Source organism: uncultured Mailhella sp. (assembly GCF_905187505.1).
Taxonomy (GTDB): domain Bacteria; phylum Desulfobacterota; class Desulfovibrionia; order Desulfovibrionales; family Desulfovibrionaceae; genus Mailhella.
The window spans coordinates 1-8,545 of record NZ_CAJJIC010000104.1 but is presented as its reverse complement, the minus strand read 5'-3'; the positions used below and the strand labels follow the sequence as shown (position 1 = coordinate 8,545).

Below are 8,545 nucleotides of genomic sequence, written 5' to 3'. Positions count from 1 at the left end.
GTCCCATGCCCCAGACCCGTGAGCACATCCTGCTCGCCCGTCAGGTCGGCGTGCCCTACATCATCGTGTTCATGAACAAGTGCGACCAGGTCGACGATCCCGAACTGCTGGACCTCGTCGAAATGGAAATGCGCGAACTTCTGAGCGCCAACGGCTTCCCGGGCGACGAAGTTCCGGTCATCCGCGGTTCCGCTCTGAACGCCCTGAACTGCAACGACTGGCAGGCTCCTGATGCCAAGTGCATCCTCGACCTGCTCGACGCCTGCGACACCTACATTCCTGATCCCGTCCGCGAAACCGATAAGCCCTTCCTTATGCCTATCGAAGACGTGTTCTCCATCTCCGGCCGTGGCACCGTGGTGACCGGTCGTGTGGAACGCGGCGTGGTGAAGGTCGGTGACACCGTGGAAATCGTGGGCATCCGTCCCACCCAGACCACCACTGTGACCGGCGTTGAAATGTTCCGCAAGCTGCTCGATCAGGGCCAGGCCGGTGACAACATCGGTGCTCTGCTCCGCGGCATCAAGCGTGAAGACGTGGAACGCGGCCAGGTTCTCGCCGCTCCCAAGTCCATCACTCCTCACACCAAGTTCAAGTCTGAAGTGTACGTTCTGAGCAAGGACGAAGGCGGCCGCCACACTCCCTTCTTCTCCGGCTACCGTCCTCAGTTCTATTTCCGCACCACCGACATCACCGGCGTCATCAAGCTGGCTGAAGGCGTGGAAATGGTCATGCCCGGCGACAACGCCACCTTCAATGTTGAACTCATCCATCCCATCGCCATGGCTCCCGGTGAACGCTTCGCTATCCGCGAAGGCGGCCACACCGTCGGCTCCGGCGTGGTGACTGAAATCCTGGAGTAATACCATGCGCGTGAACATCCTGCTCGCTTGCACGGAATGCAAGCGCCGCAACTACGCCACGGTTAAGAACAAGAAGAACACTACCGGTCGTCTTGAGGTCATGAAGTACTGCCCCTGGGACAAGAAACATACGACTCATCGCGAAGCGAAGTAGTGCTTCATAGCGCAGGCCAGTAGCTCCAACGGCAGAGCGGCGGTCTCCAAAACCGCACGTTGGGGGTTCGAATCCCTCCTGGCCTGCCATTTCTTTTGTCTTTTCAGTTTTGAGGCTAACATGAGCAAAAAACAGAGTGACGCCGCGGAAGCTAATTCCCAGGCAAAAGCGGCTCCCGCCACTGCCTCCAGCAAGTCCGGCCAGACCGCTGGCGAAGATCGCGGCCTGATGGCGCGCTTTGCTGCATTCAGGGATTATCTTCTCCTGTCTCGCGTCGAGCTGCGCAAGGTCAGCTGGCCCAACTGGAAAGAAACCCGTACCACCAGCATGGTGGTGCTCGGCTTTGTTGCCGTCATGGCCATCCTTCTCGGAGTGGTGGATCTCATCCTTTCCAGCCTGGTTCGTCTGATCCTTGCCTGAGAGGTCGATTCCGTTCACTCTTTTCCACATCCGATAAGGGTAAAATACAATGGCTGAGCAAGAAAGCATCACCGAATTCCCTGTCAATTCTGAATCTGCCGCTCAGGATGCCGGCCACTGGTACATCCTGCATACGTACTCCGGCTTCGAGCAGAGAGTCGAGCAGATGATCCGGGAACTGATGCGCACTGGCCAGGACAAGGGCTGCATCCACGATGTGGTCGTGCCCACCGAACGAGTCATCGAACTCGGCAAGGGCGGTCAGAAGCGTACCACCACCAGAAAGTTCTATCCCGGATACGTCATGGTCCGCATGACGATGACCGACCTCTCCTGGCATCTGGTTCAGAACATCCCCAAAGTCACCGGCTTTGTGGGAGGGAAAAATCGTCCTGCACCTATGGGTCCTGGTGAAGCGGAACGCATTCTTTCGTTGATGGAAACCCGTCAGGAACAGCCTCGTCCCAAGTTCAACTTCGACCGCGGTGATGAGGTCAGGGTCATTGATGGCCCCTTCGGCGGTTTCAACGGCGTGGTGGAAGAAGTCAACTACGACAAAGGCAAGCTCAAGGTGTCCGTGTCCATCTTCGGCCGCCAGACGCCCGTGGAACTCGATTTCATCCAGGTGACCAAGGGCTGAGCCCTCACCCGAAATTTCTGCTCCGGATTGTTTCATCGACAGATGTCAGGCCTGAGCCTGAACCGCAAAATAAGGATTAACGACAATGGCCAAGAAAGAAGTTGCCAAGATCAAACTGCAGATTCCTGCTGGTGCTGCCAACCCCTCTCCGCCCGTTGGTCCCGCTCTGGGCCAGCACGGCGTGAACATCATGGGCTTCTGCAAGGAATTCAATGCTCGTACTCAGGATCAGAAGGGCATGATCATCCCCGTGATCATCACGGTGTATGCCGACCGCTCCTTCACCTTCGTGACCAAGACGCCTCCGGCTCCCGTTCTGCTGATGAAGGCCGCCAAGGTTGAAAAGGGATCCGGCGAGCCCAACCGTACCAAGGTTGGTTCCGTGACCATGGCTCAGGTCGAGGAAATCGCCAAGCTGAAGATGCCCGACCTGAACTGCAAGGATCTCGAAGGCGCCGTGCGCAACATCATGGGCACCGCGCGCAGCATGGGACTGGACGTTAAGTAACAACGTTCAGGTGGCAAGACGGCGTCCGTACGTGTGATATGTGGGCGCGTTCATCGCGCCGCGCCTATTTCGTTGGATTCGGCCGTACTGCCGGCCTTTGCCGGCAGGAGATTCGAGACGACAAGCGCAAAGAAAGGAATACCATCATGCCTACGCATGGAAAAAAATATCGCAATTCGCTGGAAGGCATCGATCTGACCCAGCGTTTTTCCGTGGAGGACGCGGTTGCCAAGTCCCTTGGCGCTTCCTTCGCCAAATTTGATGAAACGGTTGACGTCGCCCTCCGTCTGGGCGTCGATCCCAAGTACTCCGACCAGATGGTCCGCGGTGCTGTTTCCCTTCCTCATGGCCTCGGCAAGACCGTCCGCGTGGCCGTGTTCTGCAAGGGTGACAAGCAGGCTGAAGCCCGTGCCGCCGGTGCCGACGTGGTCGGTGCCGAAGACCTCGTCGCCCAGATCAAGGGCGGCTGGCTGGAATTCGACGCCGCCGTCGCCGCTCCCGACGTCATGGCTCTCGTGGGTCAGGTCGGTCGTGTGCTCGGCCCCCGCGGCCTGATGCCCAACGCCAAGACCGGCACCGTCACCTTCGACGTTGCCAAGGCCGTTCAGGAACTGAAGGCCGGTCGCGTGGACTTCAAGGTTGACAAGGCCGGCGTGCTGCACGCCCCCCTCGGCAAGGTTTCCTTCGGACCTGAAAAGATCCTCGGCAACCTCAAGGCTCTGCTCGACGCCGTCGTGCGCCTGAAGCCTTCCGCCGCCAAGGGCCAGTACATGCTTTCCATGACCGTTTCCACCACCATGGGCCCCGGCTTCAAGGTCGACATGGCCCAGTGCAAGAAGTTCATCGAAGGCTAAGTGAAGGGCATCCCGCAAGGGATGCCTTCCGCCTTTCCAATATTTAGGCTAGGGAAGGAATTTCGGGTCGAAGACGGCAGGTGACGAAAGTCTTAATAGCCTGCTCAGACAGATTCTTTGGCTCGGCATTCCACAAGACAAAACACCCAATCGTGAGGAGCATCACGTGAAGAACAGGTCTGAAAAAGCCGTAATCATCGAGCAGGTCAAGGAAGTTGCCTCTCGTGCCTCGTTTGCGGTTGTGACCGACTTCAAGGGTATGTCGGTGGAAGAGCTGACCGGGCTCCGTGTGGCGCTGCGCGCCGCTGGCGGCGAATATCACGTCGTCAAGAACACTCTTGCCCGCATCGCTTTAGCAGACACCGAACACAGCTCCATCTCTTCTTCTCTGAAGGATAACTGTGCCATTGCCCTTGGATTCAATGATCCGGTCGGTGTGGCCAAGGCTCTCACGGACTTCGCCAAGACCAACAACAAGCTTGAGATCCGTCAGGCCAGCCTCGACGGCAAGGCCCTGACCCCCGCTCAGGTGGCCGATCTCGCCAAGCTGCCTTCCAAGGAACAGCTGCTTGCTCAGGCTCTGGCGACCATGAACGCCGTGCCCACCAATTTTGTGTCTCTCATGGCCAATATGGTTCGTCCTCTTCTGTACGCCCTCAAGGCTATCGAAGAGAAGAAGGCCGCCTAACGGCGTCCTTTGGCTGCCATTTCGCCCCAAACCATCAAAGTCAAAGAATTTTTTTAAGGAGTCATTACCATGGCCGATATCACCAAGGAACAGGTTGTTGAGTTCATCTCCAACATGACCGTGCTCGAACTGGCTGAATTCATCAAGGAACTCGAAGAGAAGTTCGGCGTTTCCGCCGCTGCTCCCGCCGTTGCCGTTGCCGCTGCTCCCGCCGCTGCCGCTCCTGCTGAAGAAGAAAAGACCGAATTCGACGTTATCCTGAAGGAAGTCGGCGCCAACAAGATCGGCGTCATCAAGGTCGTGCGCGCCCTCACCGGCCTCGGCCTCAAGGAAGCCAAGGAAAAGGTCGACAACGCTCCTTCCACCCTGAAGGAAGCTGTCTCCAAGGAAGACGCCGAAGCTGCCAAGAAGGAACTCACCGAAGCCGGCGCTACCGTCGAAATCAAGTAAGTTCCCTTCACAGCGATGTGAATATGAAGCCCCCTCAGCCCGAGGGGGCTTTTTTTGTTTAAATCTTCGTATGTCGGAACGTGCAGACGACGGAAAAAGACAGGCGCCGCTTGGCAATTTATGGGAGTTTTTTCGACGCGTTTTGGGATGGCGGGAATGTTTCTGTCTTGCCGATTCGAAGGAGCAGGGGAGTCCCCGGCCGTGAACGCCTGAGCCTGCGGCGCTTTCAGGAGAAGGCAGAGGGGGAGGAAACGGCACGATTGGCGTGTCGTCGGTCAGGGGGGCGGAGAGTTCATCGGATGACGGGCTGCTGTTGTTGCAGCGGGCAGAGGGAGAGGCGAGTTTTTTTGCAGGGGGAAAAAATGAGCCGGAGTGTTCCGCCCGGAGGCGGTCTGTCGTGATGCAGGCAGATGAAAGCCTGAACAGGGCCGGGCGCGTGTCTGCCTTTGGCAGATCGTGACGTTTTGTCCGTACGGGGAGAAGGGCGGACGCCGTACGGGCCGAAGCGTCGGTCGCAGGACGGGCCTTTGCAGGGGCTACAGCGCACGGGTAAGGAAGACCTGTTCGTCCGCGTCGTTTTTCGTTGCAGGGAAAAGCGCATCACTCCGGGAAGAGGCCTGTCGTCCATGGGGCATCAGGAGGGAGCGCCGGCGGACAAAAGCCGGAGGGACCCGCTCTGTCGGTTCTCCGGCCGGAATTGTCGGAAATGAGTGCCTCTTGTGTCCGTTGGCGATGACGTGCGGAGAAAAGGACATTTCAGGAACGGCGTGCGTGGTTTTCCATGACAGGGCATCGCCTCATGCTCATCCGGGGAAAATGAACGTCGTGAGATGCGTTCAGGTCTTTTTTTCGGCGCATTGTTTTTGACGTGAGAAAAATTGGTTCCCGCAGGACGCGCATTGCATGGTCATGGGGCATGATGTTCTCTTCATGGCGCATTGATGGACGGAAACACGCCGTCAGGAAATTTTTTCCGCGCCTCCATTGAAGAGAGGAGGGGCAAAGATACATGGATTTTTTGGAAAAAAAAGAAAAAAAATGAAAAATCCTGCTTGTCAACAGAAACAGGAATTGTTTTTTGCAAAAAAATGGGCTATCCTGAAATATGGAAAATAGTCTGGGGAAAACACTTGCTATTTGCCTGATAAGGGGTTAGTCTGACTGACTCATTAGGATAATCTCTACGGACGGATATGCAGGCATCACACATTGAACGATCCTTATGACCAGATGCCATAAACCGCAGGCAACGCCCCTTCCGAGGCAAGGAAAGGGGGGCTTTGTTGCCTGTTTTTTCGCGTCTGCACTTTTTGTGTCAAGGCTTTCTTCCGTACGTCAATTTTCCGGCGCAGGGCCGGACAACTGCCATTCTTGAGGTAAAGTAATGGGTCAGCTTACGAAGCAATTCGGCAAAATCAAAGTGTCCATTCCCATTCCGCACCTTTTGAATCTTCAGGTGGACTCTTACAGCGCCTTCCTTCAGGAAGGGCGCAAGGAATCGGAACGCGACCCTCACGTGGGACTCGAAGGAGTCTTCCGGTCGGTGTTCCCCATCGAAGATTTTAATCGCACCGCCAGCCTGGAATATCTGGGCTATGAGATAAGCGAGCCAAAGTATGATCAGGCCGAGTGCATTTCCAAGGGTCTGACCTACGAAGCTCCCGTGCGCATCAAGGTACGTCTCGATATCTACGACGTCGATGAAGCCACAGGTACCCGCACCTACCGTGACGGCAAGGAACAGGACATCTATTTCGGCACGCTTCCGCTGATGACCGAAAAGGGCACCTTCATCGTCAACGGCACGGAACGCGTCATCGTCAATCAGCTGCAGCGTTCCCCCGGCATCATCTTCGAGCATGACGGCGGCAAGACGCATACGTCCCGCAAGGTGCTTTATTCCTGCCGCGTCATCCCCATGCGCGGTTCGTGGCTCGACTTCGACTTCGACCACAAGGACATCCTGTACGTGCGCATCGACCGTCGCCGCAAGATGCCTGCCACCATCCTGTTCAAGGCCATGGGCATGTCCAAGACCCAGATACTCGACACCTTCTACAAGAAGGAAGAGTATCGTCTTGACGGCGGCCGTCTGTTCATGCGCGCCGATGCCGAGCTGTTCGGCAACGACAAGGACCGTCTTGCCTACAACGACATTCTTGACGCCGACGGCAACGTCGTGGTCAAGGCCGGCAAGAAGATGAACAAGCGCGACTGGCGCAAGATCGCCTCTGCGAACATCGAGTTCATCGAAGTGGCCCCCGACGCCCTGTACGGCCTCTTCGTCGGCGAGGACGTGGTGAACGCCGCCACCGGCGAAATCATGGCCGAAGCCGCCGACGAAGTGACGCCTTCCCTGTTCGAGCAGATTCAGGAAGCGGGCGTGACCAGCCTTTCCATGCTGCACACCAAGGGCGCCGACACTTCCTCCTCCATCCGCGATACCCTCATGCTCGACAAGACCACGAGCACCGAGAAGGCGCAGGAGGAAATCTACCGTCGTCTTCGTCCGAGCTCTCCGCCCACGCCCGAGATCGCGGCCAGCTACTTCGACAACCTGTTCCGCAATCCCGATTACTACGACCTGTCCGCCGTGGGCCGCTACAAGCTCAATCTGCGCCTCGGTCTCACCACCGACAAGGACGTTCTGACCCTCACCGACGAGGACATCATCACGGCCATCAAGGTGCTCGTGACCATGAAGGACACCAACGGCGCGCCCGACGACATCGATCATCTGGGCAACCGTCGCGTGCGTCTCGTGGGCGAACTGGTGGAAAACCAGTACCGCATCGGCCTTGTGCGCATGGAACGCGCCATCAAGGAGCGCATGAGCATTCAGGAAGTGGCCTCGCTCATGCCCCACGACCTCATCAACCCCAAGCCCGTGGCAGCCGTGCTCAAGGAATTCTTCGGCACCTCTCAGCTGTCCCAGTTCATGGACCAGACCAACTCCCTGTCGGAAGTCACGCACAAGCGTCGTCTTTCCGCTCTGGGCCCCGGCGGTCTTACCCGTGAGCGCGCGGGCTTTGAAGTGCGAGACGTTCATACCTCCCACTACGGCCGCATCTGCCCCATTGAAACGCCTGAAGGCCCGAACATCGGTCTTATCGTTTCTCTGACCACCTACGCCAAGGTGAACGAGTACGGCTTCATTGAAACGCCCTACCGCGTGATCCGCAACGGCTACCGCACCGACGAGATCGTGCACCTCGACGCTTCCTGCGAAAAGGATCAGATCATCGCTCAGGCCAACGCGCCCGTGGATGAAAACGGCCGGTTCACCGAAGAGAACATGACCGTCCGCTCCACCGGCGGCGACGTGCTCATGGCAAGCCGCGACGAAGTCACCCTGCAGGACATTTCTCCGAGCCAGATGGTGTCCATTTCCGCCGCGCTCATTCCCTTCCTTGAACACGACGACGCCAACCGAGCCCTCATGGGCTCGAACATGCAGCGTCAGGCCGTTCCGCTTCTGCGTTCCGAACGTCCTCTCGTGGGCACCGGCATGGAATACGACGTGGCCCGCGACTCCGGCGCCTGCCTTCTTGCCGAAGGTGACGGCGTGGTCCGCTACGCCGACGCCGAACGCGTCATCGTGGCCTACGACAACCTGTATCTTGAAGACCGCGGCGGCGTGCGCAGCTACGACCTTCTGAAGTACCACAAGTCGAACCAGAACTCCTGCTTCGGCCAGAAGCCCACCTGCTACCCCGGTCAGCGCGTGAAGAAGAACGACGTGCTCGCCGACGGTCCCGGCATCGAAAACGGCGAACTGGCTCTCGGCAAGAACCTGGTCGTGGCCTTCATGCCCTGGTGCGGCTACAACTACGAAGACGCCGTGCTCATTTCCGAGCGCGCGGTGAAGGACGACATCTACACGTCCATCCACATCGAGGAATTCGAAGTGGCCGCCCGCGACACCAAGCTCGGACCGGAAGAAATCACCCGCGACATTCCCAACGTGG

At 57.9% G+C, this 8,545-nt stretch carries 10 protein-coding genes and 1 tRNA gene; all 11 read left to right on the top strand.

Going from position 1 to position 8,545, the window contains the following annotated elements:
• A partial coding sequence (locus QZZ60_RS09075; protein ID WP_295640695.1) for an elongation factor Tu occupies positions 1 to 863 on the top strand: 863 nt, incomplete at its 5' end.
• 4 nt (positions 864 to 867) lie between these two features.
• Positions 868 to 1,017 (top strand): 50S ribosomal protein L33, encoded by a 150-nt coding sequence (gene rpmG / locus QZZ60_RS09070; protein ID WP_178578166.1) that lies wholly within the window; start codon positions 868 to 870, stop codon positions 1,015 to 1,017.
• A gap of 13 nt (positions 1,018 to 1,030) precedes the next feature.
• A tRNA-Trp gene (locus QZZ60_RS09065) sits at positions 1,031 to 1,106 on the top strand.
• A 139-nt stretch (positions 1,107 to 1,245) separates the two neighbouring features.
• The gene (gene secE, locus QZZ60_RS09060; RefSeq protein WP_295640693.1) at positions 1,246 to 1,437 is read left to right on the top strand and encodes a preprotein translocase subunit SecE; all 192 of its coding nucleotides are present in this window, start codon (positions 1,246 to 1,248) and stop codon (positions 1,435 to 1,437) included.
• 49 nt (positions 1,438 to 1,486) lie between these two features.
• On the top strand, positions 1,487 to 2,077 hold the full coding sequence (nusG, locus tag QZZ60_RS09055; RefSeq protein WP_295640691.1) for a transcription termination/antitermination protein NusG: 591 nt from the start codon (positions 1,487 to 1,489) through the stop codon (positions 2,075 to 2,077).
• Positions 2,078 to 2,162: 85 nt separating this feature from the next.
• The gene (gene rplK, locus QZZ60_RS09050; RefSeq protein WP_295640689.1) at positions 2,163 to 2,585 is read left to right on the top strand and encodes a 50S ribosomal protein L11; all 423 of its coding nucleotides are present in this window, start codon (positions 2,163 to 2,165) and stop codon (positions 2,583 to 2,585) included.
• Positions 2,586 to 2,731: 146 nt separating this feature from the next.
• On the top strand, positions 2,732 to 3,439 hold the full coding sequence (gene rplA / locus QZZ60_RS09045; RefSeq protein ID WP_295640687.1) for a 50S ribosomal protein L1: 708 nt from the start codon (positions 2,732 to 2,734) through the stop codon (positions 3,437 to 3,439).
• A gap of 166 nt (positions 3,440 to 3,605) precedes the next feature.
• Positions 3,606 to 4,127 carry a 50S ribosomal protein L10 gene (rplJ, locus tag QZZ60_RS09040; protein WP_295640685.1) on the top strand — a complete coding sequence of 174 codons (522 nt, stop codon included), beginning with the start codon at positions 3,606 to 3,608 and terminating at the stop codon, positions 4,125 to 4,127.
• A gap of 69 nt (positions 4,128 to 4,196) precedes the next feature.
• Complete coding sequence (gene rplL / locus QZZ60_RS09035) at positions 4,197 to 4,577, top strand: 50S ribosomal protein L7/L12 (protein WP_295640683.1); 381 nt, start codon at positions 4,197 to 4,199, stop codon at positions 4,575 to 4,577.
• A gap of 941 nt (positions 4,578 to 5,518) precedes the next feature.
• A complete protein-coding gene (locus QZZ60_RS09030; protein ID WP_295640681.1) occupies positions 5,519 to 5,722 on the top strand; it encodes a hypothetical protein in 204 nt (67 codons plus the stop codon).
• A 239-nt stretch (positions 5,723 to 5,961) separates the two neighbouring features.
• Positions 5,962 to 8,545 (top strand): DNA-directed RNA polymerase subunit beta (rpoB, locus tag QZZ60_RS09025; RefSeq protein WP_295640679.1); only part of this gene is annotated, 2,584 nt, incomplete at its 3' end.